Raw genomic sequence first — 636 nt, forward strand, 5'->3', positions numbered from 1 at the left:
ACGGCGCCGGCAGCTGGAGCCGCGTCGAGCGCATCATCGCCCGCGTCGAGGTCGGCGCCCAGGGTACTGACACCCGCTTCATCGTCACCAACCTTGCCGGTGGCAAGGCCAAGGCGCTCTACGAGGATGTCTACTGCCGGCGCGGCGGGGCTGAGAACCACATCAAGTCCTGGAAGACGCATCTCGCTGCCGACCGCACATCCTGCACAAGAGCGACGGCTAACCAGTTCAGGCTGTTCCTGCATGCCGGCGCCTACTGGCTTATGTGGGGCCTGCGCGCCGCGATGCCGAAACGATCGAGCTTTGCCGTCGCCCAATTCGACACGTTGCGATTGCGCCTCATCAAGATCGCCGCGCGCGTAGTCGAGATGAAGACCCAAATTCGCCTGCACCTGCCGACATCCTGCCCGGACCAGCGCATCCTGCGCATCGTCCTCAGTCGCATCCCGCAACTCGCGACATAAACGATGGGGCGCAGACGCCCCGAAACGAACCCGCTGACCGCAACCCGCAAACCCCCGCCTGCCATCACCGACGGATCAACCCCGGCGCCCGACGAGGGTTGTCAAAACGTACCGCAACGGCGACCAGAGCGCCGCCTCAGGCCGTCGAAAGCTCACCGCCGTGCATCAAGCG

At 65.3% G+C, this 636-nt stretch carries 1 protein-coding gene; it reads left to right on the forward strand.

Features of this window, described 5'->3' with window-relative positions; translation table 11 throughout:
* Positions 1–464, forward strand: a 464-nt coding sequence (locus ACWGTO_RS33730; protein ID WP_454578987.1) for a transposase, incomplete at its 5' end; no start/stop codon positions are given.
* Positions 465–636 lie beyond the last annotated feature (172 nt).

The organism is Mesorhizobium sp. PL10, from assembly GCF_053714315.1.